The sequence below is a fragment of the Streptomyces racemochromogenes genome (assembly GCF_039535215.1).
Lineage (GTDB): Bacteria > Actinomycetota > Actinomycetes > Streptomycetales > Streptomycetaceae > Streptomyces > Streptomyces racemochromogenes.
The window spans coordinates 4,445,173-4,464,567 of sequence record NZ_BAAAWT010000001.1; the positions used below are offsets into that span (position 1 = coordinate 4,445,173).

Genomic DNA, 19,395 nt, shown 5'->3' on the forward strand with positions numbered 1-19,395 from the left:
CCGGCCCGTGCCGTGCCCGTTCCACCGGCATGCCCATGGGTCGACCACCCACGACCACGGGAGAATGCCCATGAAGCTGCTGCGTGTCGGACCCGCCGGGTCGGAGCGCCCCGCGCTGCTCGACCAGGACGGGACCCTGCGGGACCTGTCCGGCCTGATCACGGATGTGGACGGCGCCCTGCTGTCCGACGAGTCCGTACTGTCCCGGGTACGGGAGGCCGCGGAGGGCGGCGAGCTGCCGGTCCTGGACGCCGAGGGGCTGCGGATCGGCTCCGCGGTCGGCCGGATCGGCAAGGTCGTGGGCATCGGGCTGAACTACTTCGGGCACGCGGCCGAGATCGGTGCGGAGCCGCCGGCCGAGCCGATCCTGTTCCTGAAGGCCGCGGACACCGTGGTCGGCCCCGACGACACCGTGCTCATCCCGCGCGGCAGCGTGAAGACCGACTGGGAGGCCGAGCTCGGCGTCGTCATCGGCAGCACCGCCCGCTACCTGGGCTCCGCCGAGGAGGGTCTGGCGCACGTGGGCGGCTACGTGCTGGTCAACGACGTGTCGGAGCGCGAGTTCCAGATCGAGCGCGGCGGCACCTGGGACAAGGGCAAGAACTGCGAGACCTTCACTCCGCTCGGCCCGTGGCTGGTCACAGCCGACGAGGTCCCCGATCCGCAGGTCCTGGACGTCAAGCTGTGGGTCAACGGCGAGCTCAGGCAGGACGGCAACACCGCCGACCAGATCTTCCCGGTCGGCGAGGTCGTGCGGTACCTGAGCCAGTTCATGACCCTGTACCCGGGCGACGTCATCGTCACCGGCACCCCGGCCGGCGTGGCCATGGGCCAGCCGGAGCCGAAGCCGTACCTGCGGGCCGGCGACGTGGTGGAGCTGGAGATCGAGAAGCTCGGCCGGCAGCGGCAGGAGTTCAAGAGCGCGTAGTGCGCGCAGCCCGCGCAGCCCGCGCAGCCCGCACTGTGCGCGTTGGGCGGGAGTGCGGGGAGGGGCGGGCTGCCGGTGGCGGCCCGCCCCTCCCCGTGTGCGTGACGGTGGAGCGGTGCCGGTCAGCCCTCGGCCGAGGCGCGCCGACGGCGGTTGGCGACGACCAGGCCGGCGCCCGCGGCGAGCGCGGCGGCGCCGGTGCCGGCGATCCACGTCTCGGAGCCGGCGCCCGTGCTGGCGAGCGGGGTGGAGCCGGAGCCGCCGGCCGGGGTGGCGTTGGCGTTGCCGCCGGTGCCCTTGGCGACGGCGGGCTGGACCACGCCGGCGGTGCCGGTGCCCGCGCCCGTGCCGGTGTTCGTGCCGGTTCCGGTGCCGCCCGTGGTGCCCGAGCCGCCGGTGTGGCCGGCGGCCTTGTCCTTGGCGCGCGCCACGTGCTGGCCGGTCTTGAGGAACTCCGTGCGGTCCGCCGCGGTGCCCTTGAGGGCGGCGAGGGCGGCCTTCTTCAGCTCCGGGCCGGCGTTGGCGACCATCCTCGCGATGTCGACCCTGTTGTCGTCGTCGCGGAGCAGGTGCTGCTCGTTCTTCACGAACTCGCGCAGCTGCTCGGGGGTCGGGTTGCTCTCGAGGAGCTTGATGATCCCCTCCTTCAGGCCCGGCCCCGCGTCCTTCAGCATGCCGAGCAGCGCGACCCGGTCGTCCTCGGCGCGGACCTTGTGCTGGCCGGTGGCGACGAACTCGCGGATCTGCTCGCGCGTGCCGTGGCTCATGAGGTCGTTGACGGCCTGGGTGATGCCCCGGCCGGCGCCGTTCAGCATGCGCATCATCTCGACGCGGTCGTCCTCGAGGCGGGCCACGTGCTGGCCGTTCTTGAGGAACTCGGTGAAGGCGTCCTGGTTGTTCTTGAGCAGGGCCTCCTTGGCCGCGGCCTTCACGGCCTTCCCGCCGACGTCGATGATCTTCGAGATCCGGACGTAGTCGTCGTCGAACTGCTGCCGTGCGTACTCGACGTTCAGGAAGTGCCGCACGGCGTCGGCGTCGCCCTTGAGCGCCTTCGCGGCGGCCTCGCGGACGCCGGGGCCGCTCGCCGGGTCGTTCAGGATCTGCTGTACCCGGGCCCGCTCCTGGGCTGCCGGGTCCTCGGCCGGGGTCTTCGCCGGGGTCGTCGTGGGCTGCGCGCCGCCCTGCGGGTCCTGGTCGGGCGCGGTCGGCGACGACGGGGCCGTCGCCGACGAGGCGTCGGCCGCGAAGGCGGGCGAGGAGAGCAGGACAGCCGGGGCGATCGCGGCGGTGGCCACGACGGACGCGATCCGGGGCAGCTTCACAGGCAGGGTTTCCGTTCTTCACACGTGTGATGATCAACAGCCCGTGCAGGATAGATCGCGATTCGGTGCTCAATGCATCGATTTTCCGACAAAGGCCGGTCACGCCGGGCGGATCACATCTCCACGGTCACCCCCTCGAGGGAGGACCTGCGGGCCGCCTCCAGTACCGCCAGGCAGCGTGCCGCCTCCTGCGCGGTGACCGGCGCCGGGCCGCCCGTCCGCAGCGCCGCCGCGACGGCGGCGTAGTACGCGGGGTAGTCCCCGGGAGAAGTGCGCACCGGGATTCCGCCGCCGGTCAGGGGGGACTCGCCGGAGCCCAGCCGCCCCCACAGGTGCTCGGGCTCCTCGCCCCAGGGCTGCGCGCCGGGGTCGCCGCCGCCCGGCCGCAGGCCCTCGCGCAGGGCGGCCTCCTGGGGGTCCAGGCCGTACTTGACGTAGCCGGCGTGCGAGCCGAGCACGCGGAACCGCGGGCCGAGCTGGGCCGCGGTCGCGCTGACGTAGAGGTGGGAGCGGACACCGTTCGCATGCGTGATCGCGATGAACGTGTCGTCGTCGGCCTCCGCGGCCGGGCGGCGCACATCGGTCTCCGCGTAGACGCGCACCGCCGGGCCGAAGAGCACCAGCGCCTGGTCGACGACGTGGCTGCCGAGGTCGTACAGCAGGCCGCCGATCTCCTCCGGGGCCCCGGACTCCCTCCAGCCGCCCTTGAGCTGCGGCCGCCAGCGCTCGTAGCGGGACTCGAAGCGCTGGACCTCGCCGAGCTCGCCGTCGGCGAGGAGGCGGCGCAGGGTGAGGAAGTCGTTGTCCCAGCGGCGGTTCTGGAAGACGGAGAGGAAGGTCCCCGTGCGCTCCGCGAGCGCGGCCAGTCCGTACGCCTCGGCGGCGGTGGCGGCCAGCGGCTTGTCCACGACCACGGGGATGCCGGCGGTGAGGGCGGTGGTGGCGAGGGGCACGTGGGTCTTGTTGGGGGAGGCGACGACGACCAGGTCGGGCGCGTCCGGCCGCTGCCACAGCTCGTCGGCGGAGGCGGCGATGCGGACGCCGGGGTGGGCCTCGCGCGCCTGGGCCTGCCGGCCGGGATCGGAGGTGACGACGGTGTCGAGGAGGAGGCCGTCGGTCGCGGACACGAGCGGGGCGTGGAAGACGGAGCCGGCGAGTCCGTAGCCGATGAGCGCTACGCGCAGCGGGGAGGCGGGGGAGGAGGCGGAGGCCGGGGAGGGGGTGGCGTTCATGGGGACACTTTGGCAACAGCGTTGTGTAAGTGCAAGGAGGGTGGACAATGGGCTGGTGAACAGGGGCGAGGGCGGGAGCGGGCGTGGCGGGGCGAACCTGCCGGCGCTGCGCGGGCACAACGAGGCGCTGCTGCTGGACCTGCTGCGCGCCGCGGGGGCGCCGGGGCTGGGCCGCGCCGAGCTCGCGGCGCGTACGGGGCTCACCCCGCAGGCCGTCAGCAAGATCACCGCCCGGCTCGTGGCGGAGGGGCTCGTGGCCGAGGCCGGCCGCGGCGCCTCGACCGGCGGCAAGCCGCGCACGCTGCTGCGGCTGGTGCCCGGGGCCCGGCACGCGGTCGGGGTGCACCTGGACCGCGACGAGCTGAGCGCGGTCCGCGTCGACCTGGCGGGCGGCGTGGTCGCGCGGTGGAGCGGGCCGCTGGACTTCGGGGCCGGCCCCGGGGAGGTGGTGGATTGCGTCGTACGAGCGGTCGCGCGGGTGTCCGGAGAGGCGGGGGCGGGGCCGCCGCTGCTCGGGGTGGGCGCCGCCGCGCCGGGCCCGCTGGACTGGCGGAGCGGGGTGCTCGGGAGGGTGACGGGGTTCCCGGACTGGGCGGGGTACCCGTTGCGGGAGGTGCTGGCGGGGCGGCTGGGGCTGCCGGTGGTGCTGGACAAGGACACCAACGCCGGGGTCGCGGCGGGAGCTCCGGGGGATCCCGGGGCTCCGGGCGGGCCGGGCTCCGGCACGACGGTGTACCTCCACGTCGGCAGCGGGCTCGGCGCCGGGCTGCGGATCGACGGGTCGGTGCACCGGGGGGCGCGCTCGGCGGCGGGGGAGTTCGGCCACCAGGTGCTGCGGCTGGACGGGCCGCCGTGTCGGTGCGGCGGGCGCGGCTGCCTGGAGGTGCTCTGCCTGGCGGCGGTGGCCCGGGGCGACGTGGCGGAGGCGGCGCGGATCCTGGGGGAAGGGGCGGCGAACCTGGCCGCGCTGCTGGACGTGGACCGGATCCTGCTCGGTGGCCGGGTGGTGGACGCGGACCCGGAGCCCTTCGTGGCCGGGGTCCGCGCGGTGCTGGCGTCCCGCGTCCTGCTGGAGCGCCCGCCGTCGGTCGAGCCGTCCCCGGCCGGGGTCGCGGAGGGGGCGGCGGCGCTGGTGCGGGGGCGGGTGTTCGGGTGGGCCTGACCCTGGCCTGGCCGGCGGGGTGCGGGGGGCTGCGCCGGGGCCGGGCCTTGGCGGGGCCGGGCCGGCGGGCCGGGCGGGGTGGGCCGCTGCGCGGGGCGGGATCCCCTACCCGCCCTTCCACCGTTCCTCGGGGCTCCGCCCCAAGCCCCGCACGTCAAATGCTGGTGGGGCTGGATGGGGGGCTTCGCCCCGAGGCCCGCGCCTCAAATGCCGGTGGGGCTGGATGGGGGGCTTCGCCCCGAGCCCCGCACGTCAAATGCTGGTGGGGCTGGATGGGGGGCTTCGCCCCGAGGCCCGCGCCTCAAATGCTGGTGGGGCTGGATGGGGGGCTTCGCCCCGAGCCCCGCACGTCAAACGCTGGTGGGGCTGGATGGGGGGCTTCGCCCCGAGGCCCGCGCCTCAAATGCTGGTGGGGCTGGATGGGGGGCTTCGCCCCGAGCCCCGCACGTCAAATGCTGGTGGGGCTGGATGGGGGGCTTCGCCCCGAGCCCCGCACGTCAAACGCTGGTGGGGCTGGATGGGGGGCTTCGCCCCGAACCCCGCACGTCAAACGCTGGTGGGGCTGGATGGGGGGCTTCGCCCCGAACCCCGCACCTCAAATGCCGGTGGGGCTGGATGGGGGGGCTTCGCCCCGAGGCCCGCGCCTCAGGCGCCGGTGGGCTGGATGGGGGCTCCGCTCTGAGCCCCGCGCTTCAAGTGCCGGTGGGGCTGGGTGGGGGGCTTCGCCCCGAACCCCGCACCTCAAAATGCCGGTGGGGCTGGCGGGGGGCTCCGCCCCGAGCCCTCCGCCTCAGGCGCCGGTGGGGGGCTTCGCCCCGAGCCCCGAGCCCTCCGCCTCAGGCGCCGGTGGGGGCTCCCCCCGAACCCCGCACCCCAGGCGCCGGTGGGCTGGATCGGGGGCTCCGGGCCCCGCGCGTCGGGGGCCCGGTTTGACCCCGGCCGCCGTTCGGGCGTAAACCGGCAGGGTTCGCGCGTGGGGTGCGGGGCCCGGGGTGCGGGGTCGTGGCAGGGTGCGGACAAGGGGCGGGGTGATTGTCGCCTCGTCCGAACATCGTTCTGGTTCGTTGCCTTCCGTACCGTCCGGCGAGCAGCAAAGGGTCCTCCATGCGACTGCGCGACACCCGCAACGCCCTTGCCCTCACCGCCCTCCTGCTCGCCCTCGGCGCCCCCACCGCCACCGCCGACATCGGCAACGGCGGCGGTGCCCGACCCGCCCCCGCGCTGCCCTCCCGGGCGCACGCCACCTGCGGCGACGGCAAGGCCACCGCCTTCCCCATCGGGGCGCGGATCCGGGGCGGGCCGGCGGTCTACCGGGCCGGTGCCGGGCCGCAGAGCTGGCTGCTGGACCTGACCAACACCACCAGCGGTACCTGCACGGCCATCCACCCCGTGGTCGTCTTCACAGACCCCGCCCGGGCCCTGCGCCCCGCCCACCTCAAGATGGAGTTCGACGCGCCCGGCGGCCCCTACCCCGTCACCCTGGAGCGCTCCGACCGCGGCGAGATCATCGCCGTGTTCGACGGCGGGAGCAGGTTCTCCGGCCTGTCGGTCCCGGCCGGGGGTTCGGCCACCGTCAAGGTGCGGCTCGCCTTCGCCCCCGACGCCCCCCTCGGCGAGGTCGTCGCCGACGCCGCGCTGGTCCAGCGCCAGGCCGACGACGGCGAGTGGGTCGGCGAGGCCGGCGGGTACCGCTTCACGGTGCAGGGGCCGCAGGACCCGGCCGAGGCGGGCTCGCTCGCGCACACCGGTCCCCGCGAGTGGGCCTACGGCGGGATGGCCGTCGCGGCGCTCGCCGCCGGGGGCGGGCTGCTGCTCGGGGCGCGGAGGATCAGGGCGTCGGCGTGACCGTCGTCGGCGTGACCCGCGTCGGCGTGACCCCTCGGCGTGACCGTCGTCGGCGTGACCCTTCGCCGTGACCCTTCGCCGTCCCCGTCGGCATGACCCGTCGGCGTAACCAGACCCCGTACGCGTAGCCAGGCCCGTACGCCTGACCAGGCCCCTACGCGTAACCCCGCCCCGTACGCGTAGCCCGCCCGCCCCGTACACCTGCCCCGCGTACAGTCCGAGCGTGGAAGACCAGAACACGCCGCCCCACCGCCCCGGCTCGCCCGTCCGCTCCGGCATCCCCGAGCACGGCCGCATCCCCAAGTACTACGCCGTCAAGGCCCGCATCGCCGACCTCCTCGACGAGCTCGGCGAAGGCGGCCTGCTGCCCACCGAGCGCGATCTCGCCGAGCGGTACGAGGTGGCCCGCGAGACGGTACGCCAGGCCCTGCGCGAGCTGCTGCTCGAAGGCCGGCTGCGCCGTTCCGGACGCGGGACGGTGGTCGCCGGCCCCAAGCTGGAGCAGCCGCTCTCCCTCGCCAGCTACACCGAGGGGGTGCGCCGTCAGGGCCGGCGCCCGGGCCGCAACCTGATCGGCCTCGAGCGTTTCCCCTGCCCGCCCGACCTCGCGCCCGGCATCGGCGCCGAGGCGGGCGAGCCCGTCTGGCACCTGGAGCGGGTGCTGCTCGCCGACGACGAGCGCGTCGGGCTGGAGAGCACGTACATCCGGGTTGCCCGGGTCCCCCGCCTCGACGTCGATTTCAAGCCGGACTCCTCCTTCTACGGCTACCTCCACGACAGCCTCGGCATCTCCTTCGGGGATGCGGACGAGAAGCTGGAGACCGTCCTCGCCACCCCCCGCGAGGCCCTGCTGATCGGCACCCCGCCCGCGCTCCCGATGCTGCTCATCCACCGCTTCTCGCGGGACCGGGACGGTCGGCCGCTGGAACGGGTGCGTTCGCTCTACCGTGGCGACCGGTTCAGCTTCACGACCCACCTGCGGCCCGAATAGCCCGGCGAGTCCCGCTCGAATCCCCGTCAATCGGACAAACAGCGGCCCACTCGCATCACAGAACGATAACGGGTCTAGTCCAAGCGTCGAGGGCTGTTCACTGCCCCGTCGCCCACGCGATCCCCCCGGGTCACCGGTCGCGCCGACCGTGGACGCCGTGAGAGTCATAGTCGTCGGAGGCGGCGTGGTCGGCACCATGCACGCCTGGCAAGCAGTCCAACGCGGCCACGAGGTCGTCCAGATCGAGCGCGAGGCCGAGGCGCGCGGCGCCTCACTGCGCAATTTCGGCCAGATCTGGGTCAGCGGCCGGGCCGGGGGCGAGGAGCTCGACACCGCCCTGCGCGCCCGGGAGCTCTGGGAGCGGATCGGCGCGGAGGTGCCCGGCCTGGGCTTCCGCGCCATCGGCTCCCTCACCCCCGTACGCAACGCCCGCGAGTACGCGGTCGCCGAGGCGGCCGCCGCCCGCCCCGACGCCGCCGCCCGCGGCTACGAGCTGGTCTCCGCCGCCGAGGCACGGGCGGTCAACCCGGCCCTGCGCGGGGCCTTCGAGGCCGCCCTGTGGTGCGAGCGCGACGCGGCCGTCGAACCGCGCACCGCCCAGCTCCACCTCCGCGAGGCCCTCCGCGCCTCCGGCCGCTACACCTTCGTCCCCGGCCGCGAGGTGCGCGACCTGGCCGGCCCGGGCGCGGTCCGGGACGACCACGGCGACGTCCACCGCGGTGACGCCGTCGTCCTCGCCACCGGCGCCTGGCTGTCCGGCCTGGTCCGCGAACTCGCCCCCGAACTGCCCGTCCGCCGCGTCCGGCTCCAGATGATGCAGACCGCCCCGCTGGGCGAGCCGCTCACCACCTCCGTCGCCGACGCCGACAGCTTCCGCTACTACCCCGCCTACCGCGGCGACGCGCTCGACGTCCTCAACGCCGAGCAGGCGCAGACACCCGTCGCCGCCGCGCACAGGATGCAGCTGCTGATGGTCCAGCGCCTCGACGGCGGACTGACCATCGGCGACACCCACGAGTACGAGCACCCCTTCGCGTTCGACACCCTCGAAGACCCCTACGACCACCTCACCCAGGTCGTCGAGTCCTTCCTGGGCCGGCCCCTGCCGAAGATCAGGCACCGCTGGGCCGGCGTGTACGCGCAGTGCACCGACACCACCCGCGTCGTCCACCGCCAGCAGGTGGCCGACGGCGTCTGGCTGGTGACCGGACCCGGCGGCCGCGGCATGACCTGCTCGCCCGCCATAGCCGAGACCACCGCGAACGAACTGGGCTGGTGAACCGCATGACCGACAACGTGCCCGACAACATCCCCGACAACGTGCCCGGCAACGTCCCCAACGGCATCCTCGGCAACGTCCCCAGGAAGCTGGTCGTCCTCGACATGGCCGGCACCACCGTCGCCGACGGCGGTCTCGTCGAGCGCGCCTTCGAGCAGGCCGCCGCCCGCCTCGGCGTCGAACCGGGCACCCCCGCCCACGCCGAGAAGCTCCAGTACGTCCGCGACACCATGGGCGAGTCGAAGATCTCCGTCTTCCGCCACCTCTTCGGCACGCAGGAGCGCGCCCGGCTCGCCAACTCCGCCTTCGAGGAGGCGTACGCGGAACTCGTCGACGGCGGCCTCGTCGCCCCGCTCCCCGGCGCCCGCGCCGCCATCGAGGAACTCCGCGCCGCCGGCCACACCGTCGCCCTGACCACCGGCTTCGCCCGCGTCACCCAGGACGCCATCCTCGACGCCCTCGGCTGGCGCGACCTCGCCGACCTCACCCTGTGCCCCGCCGACGCGGGCGGCCGCGGCCGCCCCTACCCGGACATGGTGCTGGCCGCGTTCCTGCGCACCGGCGCCGTGGCCGACGTACGCGACACCGTCGTCGCCGGCGACACCGCCTACGACATGCTCAGCGGCCGCCGCGCCGGCGCCGGCACCGTCGCCGGGGTCCTCACCGGCGCTCACGACCGCGCCACGCTGGCCGGACACGGCGCGACCCACGTACTCGGCTCCGTCACCGAGCTCCCCGCCCTCCTCGCCCCGCTCGCGGAGCCGTCGTGAGCGGCATCCGCTTCGACTCCGTCTCGGTCGCCTACCACGGCACCACCGTCCTGGACTCCCTCGACCTGACCGTCGAGCCCGGCGAGGTCATGGCCCTCCTCGGCCCCTCCGGATCCGGCAAGACCACCGCCCTGCGCGCGGTCGCCGGTTTCGTCCGGCCCGCCTCCGGGCGGGTGCTGCTCGGCGGCAGGGACGTCACCGCCCTGCCGCCGCACAAGCGCGGCATCGGGATGGTCGTCCAGCAGTACGCGCTCTTCCCGCACATGCGCGTCGAGGACAACGTCGCGTTCGGGCTCAGGGCGCAGAAGGCCCCCAAGGCGGAGGTCCCCGCCCGTGTCGCCGAGGCGCTGGAGATGACGGGGATGGCCGCCTACGCCCGCCGCTACCCCCGCGAACTGTCCGGCGGCCAGCAGCAGCGCGTCGCCATCGCCCGCGCCCTCGCCATCCGTCCCGGCGTCCTCCTCCTGGACGAGCCGCTCTCGGCCCTCGACGCCCAGTTGCGGTCCGGGATGCTGGCCGAGCTGGCCCGGCTGCACCGCGAACTGCCCGAGGTGTCCATCCTGTACGTCACCCACGACCAGGTCGAGGCGCTGACGCTGGCCGACCGGATCGCCGTCATGGACCGGGCCCGCCTCCAGGACTGCGGCACCCCGCAGCAGCTGTACCGGGCGCCGCGCACCGAGTTCACCGCGTCCTTCGTCGGCAACGCCAACCTGCTGCCGGTGACGGTGGCCGACGGCGGGGCCGTCTTCGCGGGCCGCCCGCTGGCCCTCGACGCCGGGCCCGCGGCCCCGGGCTCCACCGCCACCCTGTGCGTACGCCCGCACCTGCTCGGACTCGGCGAGGGGCCGAACGCCCTGCGCGGCACGATCACCGAGGTGCAGTGGCGCGGCTCGACGCACCGGCTGTACGTGGACGTGGGCGGGCACCGGGTGAAGGCGGACCTGCCCGAGCTGAGGGAGACCCCGGCGCTGGGCGACGAGGTGACCCTGCACTTCGAGCCCCGCGACGCGGTGCTGCTGGCGGCGGGGGTCTGTGATGGCTGAGGCCACCTCGCCGGCCCCCGCCCGGCACGCCCCCGCTCCGCCGGCCCCCGCTCCGCCGGCCCCCGCTCCGCCGGCCCACACTCCCCCGGCCCCCAGCCCCGGCCCGGACACCCCCAGCCCCGGCCCGGACACCCCCGGCGCCGGCCCCGACCCGCGGCTGAGCCTGCCCCGCGCCGTCTGGGCGCTGCCCCCGGTGGTGGTGCTGGTGCTGGTGTTCCTCTACCCCCTCGCGCTGGTCGTCCGGCAGTCCTTCACCCCCGAGAACGGCGGCGGCGCCCTCGACGCCTACTCCGCCGTCTTCGCCTCGAACGCCTTCCGCGAGGCCCTCGGCACCACCGTCTGGCTGGCCGTCGGCGCCACCGCCGGCTGCCTCCTCCTCGGCTTCACCCTCGCCCTGGTCATCGCGTTCGTACCGTTCCCCGGGGCCAGGGCCGTCGCCAAGTTCATCGACGTCTTCCTCTCCTTCCCCTCCTTCCTCATCACCCTCGCCCTGCTCTTCATCTACGGCTCGGTGGGCATGGCCAACGGCGTCTGGACCGGCGTCCTCGGCGTCTCCGAGGGCCCCTTCCACTTCCTCACCACTCCCTGGGGCGTCCTCCTCGCGGAGATCACGTACTTCACCCCCTTCGTGATGCGCCCGCTGCTCGCCGCCTTCTCCCAGCTGGACACCGCTCAGCTGGAGGTCGCCGCGGGCCTCGGCGCCCGCCCCGCCCGGATCGTCCGGCAGGTGATCCTCCCCGAGGCCCTGCCCGCCCTGGCCGCCGGCGGCAGCCTCGTCCTCGTCCTGTGCCTCAACGAGTTCGGGATCGTCCTGTTCACCGGGGCCAAGGACGTCACGACCCTGCCGATGCTCGTCTACGGCAAGGCGATCCTCGAATCCGACTACGCGGCCGCCTGCGTGGTCGCCGTCGTCAACATCGCGATATCCGTCGGCCTGTTCGGCCTCTACCGGGTGGTGGGCAAGCGTGCTGGTGCATAGCAAGGGCGGCCGCTGGGCCGCCTGGGGCCTGTTCGGCGTCCTCTTCCTGCCCCTCTTCGCCCTGCCCCTCCTCGTGGTGGTGGCCGCCTCCTTCGCCACCCACTGGTCCGGGGCCCTGCCCTCCGGCCCGACCACGGCGAACTACGCCGCGGCCGTCCGCGGGGAGTCCCTCCAGGCCCTGACCACCTCCCTGGCCACCGCCCTGGCCGCGAGCCTGCTCGCGCTGACCGTCGGCACCTGGGCCGCGCTGGCCGCCGCGTCCCTCGGCCGGCGCGGCAAGCGGTGCCTGGACGCCCTGTTCGTGCTGCCCGTCGCCGTGCCGTCCGTGGTCGTCGGACTCGCCGTGCTCGTCGCCTTCAGCCGGCCGCCCGTCCTCCTCAACGGCACCGGCTCCATCGTCGTCCTGGCGCACACGGTCCTCGTCACGGCGTTCGCCTACCAGTCGGTTTCCGCGGCCATCGTCCGTCTCGACCCCGCGTACGAGCAGGCCGCGGCCTCCCTGGGCGCCCGTCCCGGCCGCGTGCTGTGGCGGATCCGCCTCCCGCTCCTGCTGCCGTCCCTCACCGCGGCCGCGGGTCTGTGCTTCGCCCTCTCCATGGGCGAGCTGAGCGCCACGATGATGCTCTACCCGCCGGACTGGATGCCCCTCCCGGTCCGGATCTTCACCGCCACCGACCGCGGTTCGCTCTTCGCCGGCTCCGCCGTCGCCGTGGTCCTGATGGCCACCACCCTGCTGGTGCTGCTGGCCGTCTCCCGCGTCCGCACCCGCGCCTCCTACCGCTGACTCCCTCCGGTAACCCCGCCCCCGCCGACCCCCCTCCGGTGTCCCCGTCCCCCGCAGACTCCCTTTCCCCGTAAGGAAGTTCCATGACCGGCACGTCCACGTCCACGTCCACGTTCACGCTCCGCACCGCCGCCGCCCTCACCGGCGGCCTCGCCCTCGCCGCCTCCCTCACCGCCTGCGGCGGCGGATCCACCCCGGCCGCCGACGCCGGGGACGGCGGCGAGAAGGTGGTCACCGTCTACAGCGCCGACGGACTCAAGAGCGACAAGGGCGACGGCTGGTACGACAAGGTCTTCGCCGAGTTCACCAAGAAGACCGGCATCGAGGTCAAGTACGTCGAGGGCGGCTCCGGCGAGATGGTGCAGCGCGCCGTCCGCGAAAAGACCAACACCCAGGCCGACGTACTGATCACGCTGCCCCCCTTCATCCAGCAGGCCGACGGAAAGGGGCTGCTCCAGGCGTACGCCCCGCAGGGCTCCGACCAGGTCAACGGGGCCGACAAGGCCGCCGACGGCAAGTGGACCTCCGTCGTCAACAACTACTTCGGCTTCGTCTACAACAAGAAGGAACTCGGCCAGGCGCCCAAGACCTGGGAGGAGCTGCTCGACGCCAAGTACAAGGGCAAGCTCCAGTACTCCACCCCGGGTGTCGCGGGCGACGGCACGGCCGTCCTGATCAAGTCGATGCACGACTTCGGCGGCAAGGAGCCGGCGCTGGAGTACCTGAAGAAGCTCCAGGCCAACAACGTCGGCCCGTCCTCCTCCACCAGCAAGCTCGCGCCGAAGACCGACAAGGGCGAGCTGCTCGTCGCCAACGGCGACGTCCAGATGAACTTCGCGCAGTCCAAGTCCATGCCCAACCTGGGCATCTGGTTCCCCGCCAAGGACGGCGGCAAGCCCACCACCTTCGCCCTGCCCTACGCAGCCGGCCTGGTCGCCAAGGCCCCGCACGCCGAGAACGGCAGGAAGCTCCTCGACTTCATGCTCGGCGAGGAGGCGCAGAAGCAGGTCAGCGAGATCGGCGGCGGCTTCCCGGCGCGCGCCGACGTCAAGCCGACCGACGCCAACGCCATCGAACTCACCAGGCTGATGGCCGGAGTCGAGGTCTTCCAGCCGGACTGGGCCGACATCGACAAGAACCTCACCGCCCACGTCGACGCGTGGAAGTCCGCGACCGGCAGCTGAGACGTAACCCGGCGGCCACCCACGGCCGCGACAGTCACCAGTACATAACGGGTCTGGACCGAAGGTCGCTCCCTGCGGTCCGGGCCCGCCGCACGTCCGCGTGCACGCACCCACTCCGCAGGTTCCCGCTCGATCCGCCGCGCCTTCCCCGACGCTCCTGGAGGAGCACGTGTCCACTGTCCCGCCCGGACGCACCCTCGCCGTGGCCGCCACCGCCACGGTCCTGCTCGCCACCACCCTCGGCCTCGGCGCCACCGCCTGGGCCGCCCCCCACCCCACCGACCCCGCGAAGGCGGCGGCCGAGGCCGCTGCCAAGGCCGCCGCCTCCGCCCCGGCCCCCGCCGCGGCGCAGGCGAACACCGACAAGGTGCTCGTCATCGGCCTCGACGGTGTCGTCCTCGACCGCGTCAAGGCCGCCAACGCCCCCCACCTGGGCGGCCTGATGGCCGAGGGCCTCACCGCCCGCAGCACCCTCTACGCCAACCCGATGGCCGCCACCTCCTCCGGCCCCGGCTGGTCCACCATCGCCACCGGCGTCTGGCCCGACAAGCACGGCGTGAAGGACAACTCCTTCACCGGCAAGAACTACGGCGCCCACCCCGACTTCCTGACCCGCGCCGAGAACGCCAAGCCGTCCCTCAACACCTACGCGGCCGCCGACTGGGAGCCCATCACCTCCACCGACCAGAACGGCCCGGTCTTCTCCGCCAAGGTCGACAAGCGGCTCTCCCTCAAGGGCGACCGCGACGGCTACGGCAACGAGGACCCGAAGATCGCCGCGGCCGCCTCCGCCGAGCTGCGCGACGGCAACCCCGACGCCGCCTTCGTCTACCTCGGCCAGGTCGACTCCGCCGGCCACTCCTACGGGGCCGCCAGCCAGCAGTACCTCGACGCCATCGGCCGCGTCGACACCCTCGTCGGCCAGCTCCTCACCGCCGTCAAGAACCGCCCGACGTACGCCCAGGAGAACTGGAAGATCCTGGTCACCACCGACCACGGGCACACCGACGGCGGCGGCCACGGCGGCTCCACCATCCAGGAGCGCGGCACCTTCGTCATCGCCAGGGGGGCGGGCATCCCGGCCGGTTCCGTGCGCGAGGACGTGCGCCTCGTCGACGTCGCCGCGACCGCGCTCGCCCAGCTCGGCGTCAGCACGGCCGCCCTGGACGGCGTACCGCTGGCGAGCCCGGACGGCGACCCCTTCGACACGCTGCGCCCGAGCCTCCAGGCCCGCGTGGACGAGACCGGGATCCCCGTCGGCACCAAGGGCTTCACGCATACCCCGCCCGCGGGCTGGTCCGTCGACAACTCGAAGATGGGCACCGGCGGAGTCACCGAATGGGCCGGCTGGGCCTTCGCCACCGACGAGTTCTGGAGCCAGGCGCAGCGCGACCAGTGGCGCGAGCTGAACGTCCGCTCCCGCGACGTGTTCGCCGTCGCCGACTCCGACGAGTGGGACGACAAGGCCCACACCGGCACCTTCGACTCCACCCTGATCACCCCCAAGTGGGCGGTCACCGGCGGCACCACGCGCACCCTGGACTTCCGGACGCACTACCGCCACGAGGCCGGCCAGACCGCGCAGGTCCTCGTCTCGTACGACGGCGGCGCCCCGGCGGTGGTGAAGACGTACACCGCCGACGCCGTCGCCAGGGCGGAGTCCCTCCAGCTCCAGGTCCCCGCCGGTGCCACGGACGTCCAGGTCCGCTTCCGCTACAGCGGCAGCAACAACTGGTACTGGACCGTGGACGACGTCCGCCTCGGCCAGTAGTCCCCGGCCGGTACGTCCGGGCCGTGGACGCCCCCCGCGTCCGCGGCCCGCGCCCGCTAGGGTGGTGGTACAGACCACAGACCCACAGGTCAGCGGCCACCAGAGCGGAGAGAAGTCAGTGGCGGAGCGCAAGCCGATCGAATCCTGGCTCACCGACATGGACGGCGTCCTCATCCACGAGGGCACCCCGATCCCCGGTGCGGACGCCTTCATCAAGCGGCTGCGCGATTCCGGCAAGCCCTTCCTGGTGCTGACCAACAACTCCATCTACACCCCGCGCGACCTGCAGGCCCGGCTGAGCCGGATGGGCCTGGACGTGCCCGTCGAGAACATCTGGACCTCGGCGCTCGCCACCGCCAAGTTCCTCGACGACCAGCGCCCGGGCGGCACCGCGTACGTCATCGGCGAGGCGGGCCTGACCACCGCCCTGCACGACATCGGCTACGTCCTGACCGACCACGAGCCCGACTACGTGGTCCTCGGGGAGACGCGGACCTACTCGTTCGAGGCCATGACGAAGGCGGTCCGGCTGATCAACGGCGGCGCCCGCTTCATCTGCACCAACCCGGACGAGACCGGCCCCTCCACCGAGGGCCCCCTCCCGGCGACGGGGGCGGTCGCCGCGCTGATCACCAAGGCGACCGGCAAGAAGCCGTACTTCGCGGGCAAGCCGAACCCGCTGATGATGCGTACGGGCCTCAACGCCATCGGCGCCCACTCCGAGACCAGCGCGATGATCGGCGACCGCATGGACACCGACGTGCTGGCCGGCCTGGAGGCGGGCATGCAGACCTTCCTCGTGCTGACCGGTCTGACCACGGCCCAGGACACCGAGAGGTTCCCCTACCGGCCCACCAAGACCGTCGACTCCATCGCCGACCTGGTCGACCTGGTCTAGCCGCCCGCGGCCGCGCGTTAGCGCGTACGGCTGACACGTACGGGCCAAGAGAGCGCCGCTCCGGATGCGGAGCGGCGCGCCGCGCGTGAATCTCCTTGTTGAGGAGGTTCACCATGCGCTGTTCTCTGATCGCTCTCCGTGTCGCAGGGGCCGCCGTCGCCCTGACGGCGTTCGCCGCCGTGACCGCCCCCGCCGCCCTCGCGAACGAGTGGGACCGCGGCGGCGTCTCGGCGGAACCGAACCCGGCCGACCCGGGGGCGCACGTCAAGATCCGCGTCCGGGGCTGCGACGGCGACTGGGGGGTGGCCCGTTCGCCCGTCTTCGTCTCCGACGCCCGGCTCTTCCCGGGGCACGGCGACGGCCGGACCCTCCATGGCGAGGCGAAGATCCGCCCGCACGCCGACCCGGGCTGGCACGAGATCCGGATCAAGTGCGAGGGCGCCGACGGCCTGCGCGGCTCCATCGAGATCCGCCGCGACCACCACCGCCCCGACCCGCACCACTCGCCGGTCTGGCCGGTCCACGCGGGCGGCGGCGGGATGTCCGCCGAGGTCGCGGAGACGACCCGGCTGGCGACGGCCGCGAAGAAGAGCCACGGCGGCGACGGTCCCGGGCTGCCCCACACCGTGATCGGCGCCGTCCTCGCCGCCGCGGCCACCCTGGCGGTCGCCGGCCGGGCCATCACCCTGCGCCGCCGCCGCAACGGCGGATGAGCGAGCCCAGGGCCTCCGCGGGCGGCCGGCTGCTGACCTTCGCCGCCTGGACGGTGCTGGTGATGGGCCTGTGGCTGTGGGGCAAGGAGATCACCGGGGTTCCGCCCGCCGCGCCCGCCGGGCAGCAGGCCGCCGGGCAGTCGGGGCCGGCCCTCCCGGCCGCGCGGGCCCCGCTGTCCGGGGCGATGCCCGCGCGGGTCGACGTACCGGACCTGGGGGTCCGGGCGCCGGTGATCGCGCGGGGCCTCGACGCGCAGGGGGCGATCGACCCGCCGCCGTACGAGCTCCCGGGCACGGTGGGCTGGTGGGGGGCGGGCCCCGCGCCCGGGGCGGCGGGTGCGGCGCTGATGGTGGGGCACGTGGACACGAAGTCCAAGCCGGCCGTCTTCTACGGCCTGAGCACGCTCAAGCCGGGCCAGAAGATCCGCGTGGCGCGGGCGGACGCGACGGTCGCCGAGTTCACGGTGGAGGACGTACGCGTCTACGAGCGCGCGGGCTTCGACCCGCACGCGGCGTACGGCCCCCGGGTGAAGGGCCGGGCCGAACTGCGGCTCGTGACCTGCGGCGGGAACTACGACAAGACGGCCCGGCAGTACTCGGCGAACGTGGTGGTCTCCGCGTACCTGACGGGGGCGGGCGCGGTCGCGGGGACGGGCGCGGCCGCGGTCTGACCCGTCCGGACCGGGGAACGGAGCCGGGGGCGATTCGGAAACGATTCCGGAAACGAAGAAGTCCCCCGCAGCTTTCGCTGCGGGGGACTTCTCCTCGTCTGTGCGCCGCCAGGGACTCGAACCCCGGACCCGCTGATTAAGAGTCAGCTGCTCTAACCAACTGAGCTAGCGGCGCTTGCTGACAGGGAAAACTCTACCCCACCTGCCGAGGTGCTCGTGACCAGCCGCGCCCGTGTTGTCCGATTAACCCATGTTTGGGGGTTTATCGTGCACGATATGTCTGGTCGAGCCGAATCTGATGCCCCGACAGATGCGTGCCCGGCCGACCAGTGGACGAGCAGGGGAGTGGACGGAACCGCATGACGATGCAGCCTCCGGTGCATGTGCAGATGCCGACGCCGCCGACGCCGATGACGATGCCGGTCTTCGAGGAGTACGAGCCCGCCGGCGACTGCGTGTGCCTCGGGTGCGCGCAGCGGCGCCGCACCCTCGCGCGCGGGCGGGCCATAGCGCTCCGGGACGGCGGTCACCCGGCCGCGCGCGGGGCGCGCCGGGCGCTGGTGCTGGCGACCGCGGCGGGGGTGGTGCTCGGCGGCGGCGGTTCGGCGGCGCTGGCCGCGGCCGGGAAGGTGCCGGGTCCGGGGCCGGTGGCGCTGGACGACCGCAACGGCTCCGACGGTCCGGGCACCCCGCAGGGCGGCCGGGCCCCGCTGCACGGACGCCCGGCCCCGGTCACGGGTCCGCGTCCGCCGTCCTCGGCGGCGGGCCGACCGGGCGCGCCGCCCGCGGTGCGGGCCATCGACCGGGCCACGATCATCAACCGGGCGAAGATCTGGCTGGACGCCCAGGTCCCCTACAGCATGTCCGAGTACTGGTCGGACGGCTACCGGCAGGACTGCTCGGGGTACGTCTCCATGGTCTGGAACCTCGGGACGAACGAGTGGACCGGCAGCCTCGACACCTTCGCCACGAAGATCACGAAGGAGGAGCTGCTGCCGGGGGACATGCTGCTCTTCCACAACCCGGCGGACCCGAACAACGGCTCGCACGTCGTCATCTTCGGCGGCTGGGCCGACGAGACGCGCACCCACTACGTCGCGTACGAGCAGACCCGCCCGTACACGCGGAAGCTGGCCACGCCGTACGGGTACTGGAAGAACTCGGAGAAGTACCTCCCGTACCGCTACAACGGCGTGACCACGGGGGTCCTCCCGGACGTGCCGGTTCCGGGCGCCCCGGCGGCGGGCACGGCGGCCTTCCCCGGCGCGGCGAAGTTCGGCCCGGGCGCCGACAACGAGTACGTCACCGAGCTGGCCAGGATGCTGATCGGGCGGGGCGCCCTGCGGTTCTACCCCAAGGGGGCGAGCTCGAAGTGGAGCGAGGCCGACCGGCAGGCCACGCAGGCCTTCCAGCAGGCGCAGGGCTGGACGGGCGCCGACGCCGACGGCATCCCCGGCGAGCACACCTGGCGGCTGCTGGTGCAGCGCCAGGGCAACGACATCCCGCCGACGGGCCGGACGGCTCCGGGCACCGTGAAGCCGCCGAAGGCGCCGCCGGGGGCCCTGCCGGGTTCCGTCGGGGTGCCCGCCTATCCCGGGCCGCGGGTCTTCCGCCCGGGGCAGTCCCATCCGGCCGTACTCGCCCTCGGCCGCCGGCTGGTGCAGAAGGGCTTCGGCAAGTACTACACGTCCGGCCCGGGCCTGCGCTGGAGCGAGGCCGACCGCCGCAACGTCGAGGCCTTCCAGCGCGCCCAGGGCTGGCGCGGCGCCTCGGCCGACGGCTACCCGGGCCCGGAAACCTGGCGCCGGCTGTTCGCATGA

17 protein-coding genes and 1 tRNA gene are annotated in these 19,395 nt (G+C 74.0%); 15 read left to right on the plus strand and 3 right to left on the minus strand.

What is annotated here, in order from left to right; all coding sequences use genetic code 11:
* The first annotated feature begins 70 nt into the window (after window positions 1–70).
* Window positions 71–928, plus strand: coding sequence for a fumarylacetoacetate hydrolase family protein (locus ABD973_RS20525; protein ID WP_125821232.1), 858 nt, complete (start codon window positions 71–73; stop codon window positions 926–928).
* A 122-nt stretch (window positions 929–1,050) separates the two neighbouring features.
* Here the strand turns inward: ABD973_RS20525 and ABD973_RS20530 are convergent, their stop codons facing one another.
* Both ABD973_RS20530 and ABD973_RS20535 read right to left on the minus strand, forming a co-directional pair.
* Window positions 1,051–2,250, minus strand: a complete 1,200-nt coding sequence (locus ABD973_RS20530) for an ALF repeat-containing protein (protein WP_125821231.1) — start codon at window positions 2,248–2,250, stop codon at window positions 1,051–1,053.
* A gap of 113 nt (window positions 2,251–2,363) precedes the next feature.
* Window positions 2,364–3,482 (minus strand): Gfo/Idh/MocA family protein, encoded by a 1,119-nt coding sequence (locus ABD973_RS20535; RefSeq protein WP_345501400.1) that lies wholly within the window; start codon window positions 3,480–3,482, stop codon window positions 2,364–2,366.
* A gap of 55 nt (window positions 3,483–3,537) precedes the next feature.
* On the opposite strand from ABD973_RS20535, the gene ABD973_RS20540 reads away from it, so the two are divergent.
* The 13 genes from ABD973_RS20540 to ABD973_RS20600 all read left to right on the plus strand — a co-directional run bounded on the left by ABD973_RS20540 (window position 3,538) and on the right by ABD973_RS20600 (window position 17,575).
* The gene (locus tag ABD973_RS20540) at window positions 3,538–4,644 is read left to right on the plus strand and encodes an ROK family transcriptional regulator (protein ID WP_345501402.1); all 1,107 of its coding nucleotides are present in this window, start codon (window positions 3,538–3,540) and stop codon (window positions 4,642–4,644) included.
* A gap of 1,104 nt (window positions 4,645–5,748) precedes the next feature.
* Complete coding sequence (locus tag ABD973_RS20545; protein ID WP_125821228.1) at window positions 5,749–6,489, plus strand: hypothetical protein; 741 nt, start codon at window positions 5,749–5,751, stop codon at window positions 6,487–6,489.
* 223 nt (window positions 6,490–6,712) lie between these two features.
* Complete coding sequence (locus ABD973_RS20550) at window positions 6,713–7,480, plus strand: GntR family transcriptional regulator (RefSeq protein WP_125821227.1); 768 nt, start codon at window positions 6,713–6,715, stop codon at window positions 7,478–7,480.
* A gap of 157 nt (window positions 7,481–7,637) precedes the next feature.
* Window positions 7,638–8,759: a TIGR03364 family FAD-dependent oxidoreductase gene (locus tag ABD973_RS20555; RefSeq protein WP_345501405.1), complete on the plus strand. Its 1,122-nt coding sequence runs from the start codon at window positions 7,638–7,640 to the stop codon at window positions 8,757–8,759.
* 104 nt (window positions 8,760–8,863) lie between these two features.
* A complete protein-coding gene (locus ABD973_RS20560) occupies window positions 8,864–9,529 on the plus strand; it encodes an HAD family hydrolase (RefSeq protein ID WP_345504665.1) in 666 nt (221 codons plus the stop codon).
* Window positions 9,526–10,575: an ABC transporter ATP-binding protein gene (locus ABD973_RS20565; protein WP_125821224.1), complete on the plus strand. Its 1,050-nt coding sequence runs from the start codon at window positions 9,526–9,528 to the stop codon at window positions 10,573–10,575. Before ABD973_RS20560 ends, ABD973_RS20565 begins: the two co-directional genes overlap by 4 nt.
* On the plus strand, window positions 10,568–11,554 hold the full coding sequence (locus ABD973_RS20570; protein ID WP_386381754.1) for a 2-aminoethylphosphonate ABC transporter permease subunit: 987 nt from the start codon (window positions 10,568–10,570) through the stop codon (window positions 11,552–11,554). The genes ABD973_RS20565 and ABD973_RS20570 overlap by 8 nt, the downstream gene beginning before the upstream one ends.
* Window positions 11,541–12,338, plus strand: coding sequence for an ABC transporter permease (locus ABD973_RS20575; protein ID WP_125821222.1), 798 nt, complete (start codon window positions 11,541–11,543; stop codon window positions 12,336–12,338). The genes ABD973_RS20570 and ABD973_RS20575 overlap by 14 nt, the downstream gene beginning before the upstream one ends.
* An 83-nt stretch (window positions 12,339–12,421) precedes the next feature.
* Complete coding sequence (locus ABD973_RS20580) at window positions 12,422–13,522, plus strand: 2-aminoethylphosphonate ABC transporter substrate-binding protein (RefSeq protein ID WP_345501409.1); 1,101 nt, start codon at window positions 12,422–12,424, stop codon at window positions 13,520–13,522.
* A gap of 169 nt (window positions 13,523–13,691) precedes the next feature.
* Complete coding sequence (locus ABD973_RS20585) at window positions 13,692–15,293, plus strand: alkaline phosphatase family protein (RefSeq protein WP_125821220.1); 1,602 nt, start codon at window positions 13,692–13,694, stop codon at window positions 15,291–15,293.
* A 118-nt stretch (window positions 15,294–15,411) separates the two neighbouring features.
* Window positions 15,412–16,191 (plus strand): HAD-IIA family hydrolase, encoded by a 780-nt coding sequence (locus ABD973_RS20590; protein ID WP_125821219.1) that lies wholly within the window; start codon window positions 15,412–15,414, stop codon window positions 16,189–16,191.
* Window positions 16,192–16,304: 113 nt separating this feature from the next.
* Window positions 16,305–16,904: a hypothetical protein gene (locus tag ABD973_RS20595; protein ID WP_125821218.1), complete on the plus strand. Its 600-nt coding sequence runs from the start codon at window positions 16,305–16,307 to the stop codon at window positions 16,902–16,904.
* Window positions 16,901–17,575 (plus strand): class F sortase, encoded by a 675-nt coding sequence (locus ABD973_RS20600; RefSeq protein WP_125821217.1) that lies wholly within the window; start codon window positions 16,901–16,903, stop codon window positions 17,573–17,575. The genes ABD973_RS20595 and ABD973_RS20600 overlap by 4 nt, the downstream gene beginning before the upstream one ends.
* 101 nt (window positions 17,576–17,676) lie before the next feature.
* Here the strand turns inward: ABD973_RS20600 and ABD973_RS20605 are convergent.
* Window positions 17,677–17,750 (minus strand) — tRNA-Lys (locus tag ABD973_RS20605).
* Window positions 17,751–17,985: 235 nt separating this feature from the next.
* Between ABD973_RS20605 and ABD973_RS20610 the strand changes: the two genes are divergently transcribed.
* Complete coding sequence (locus ABD973_RS20610) at window positions 17,986–19,395, plus strand: peptidoglycan-binding protein (protein WP_125823999.1); 1,410 nt, start codon at window positions 17,986–17,988, stop codon at window positions 19,393–19,395.

Bases quoted from the DNA above. Each gene is read 5' to 3' on its own strand.
- ABD973_RS20525 (WP_125821232.1), top strand. From the start codon at position 71: ATGAAGCTGCTGCGTGTCGGACCCGCCGGGTCGGAGCGCCCCGCGCTG.
- ABD973_RS20535 (WP_345501400.1), bottom strand. From the start codon at position 3,482: ATGAACGCCACCCCCTCCCCGGCCTCCGCCTCCTCCCCCGCCTCCCCG.
- ABD973_RS20545 (WP_125821228.1), top strand. From the start codon at position 5,749: ATGCGACTGCGCGACACCCGCAACGCCCTTGCCCTCACCGCCCTCCTG.
- ABD973_RS20560 (WP_345504665.1), top strand. From the start codon at position 8,864: ATGGCCGGCACCACCGTCGCCGACGGCGGTCTCGTCGAGCGCGCCTTC.
- ABD973_RS20570 (WP_386381754.1), top strand. From the start codon at position 10,568: ATGGCTGAGGCCACCTCGCCGGCCCCCGCCCGGCACGCCCCCGCTCCG.
- ABD973_RS20580 (WP_345501409.1), top strand. From the start codon at position 12,422: ATGACCGGCACGTCCACGTCCACGTCCACGTTCACGCTCCGCACCGCC.
- ABD973_RS20595 (WP_125821218.1), top strand. From the start codon at position 16,305: ATGCGCTGTTCTCTGATCGCTCTCCGTGTCGCAGGGGCCGCCGTCGCC.
- ABD973_RS20600 (WP_125821217.1), top strand. From the start codon at position 16,901: ATGAGCGAGCCCAGGGCCTCCGCGGGCGGCCGGCTGCTGACCTTCGCC.
- ABD973_RS20610 (WP_125823999.1), top strand. From the start codon at position 17,986: ATGACGATGCCGGTCTTCGAGGAGTACGAGCCCGCCGGCGACTGCGTG.